Consider the following 502-nt stretch of genomic DNA (forward strand, 5'->3'; position numbering starts at 1 on the left):
GCCGCCAGGGTGGAAAGGGTGCTGATAGTTTGCTTCTGCTCCTCCGTTAACTCACTGACTTTGGCCCCATCACCGTAAAGTTGCTTAATCAGGACCTGCGCCGCCAGCTCACCCGAAGCCGCCCCGGCAGCACCCGCGAGCGCATTATTACCGCTGACTTCTGCCGCCACCGCGCCTAAAATCGCGTGGGCTAATGTATTGGTGGCGATATCTACCTGATGGGTTTGCGGGTCGGTGGTCAGCTCTTTAATCACGCCCGCCAGATACGGTGAAGCCCCGCCAGCCAGCGCCTGACCCAGATTGTTCCCTGCCAGGCCCTGAATGGCTGCCGTAGCCGCCTGTAAGGCTTTCTGATAAGTGCCGCCAGTCCCAAAACCTGAGTCATTCAGCGCCTGATGATAGGCAGTGGTGTAGATTTGGCTTTTAATGTCTTCCATGCTCGGGTCGGCGTGACCCGTTTTCGCCAGGGTGGCTTTGGCAGCTTCAATATCCTGTTCACTGA

At 57.6% G+C, this 502-nt stretch carries 1 protein-coding gene; it reads right to left on the reverse strand.

Features of this window, described 5'->3' with window-relative positions; genetic code table 11:
• Nucleotides 1–502 (reverse strand): VENN motif pre-toxin domain-containing protein (locus AM629_RS21505; protein ID WP_235525599.1); only part of this gene is annotated, 502 nt, incomplete at both ends.

It is taken from the genome of Photorhabdus heterorhabditis, from assembly GCF_001280945.1.
Taxonomy (GTDB): Bacteria; Pseudomonadota; Gammaproteobacteria; order Enterobacterales; family Enterobacteriaceae; genus Photorhabdus; species Photorhabdus heterorhabditis.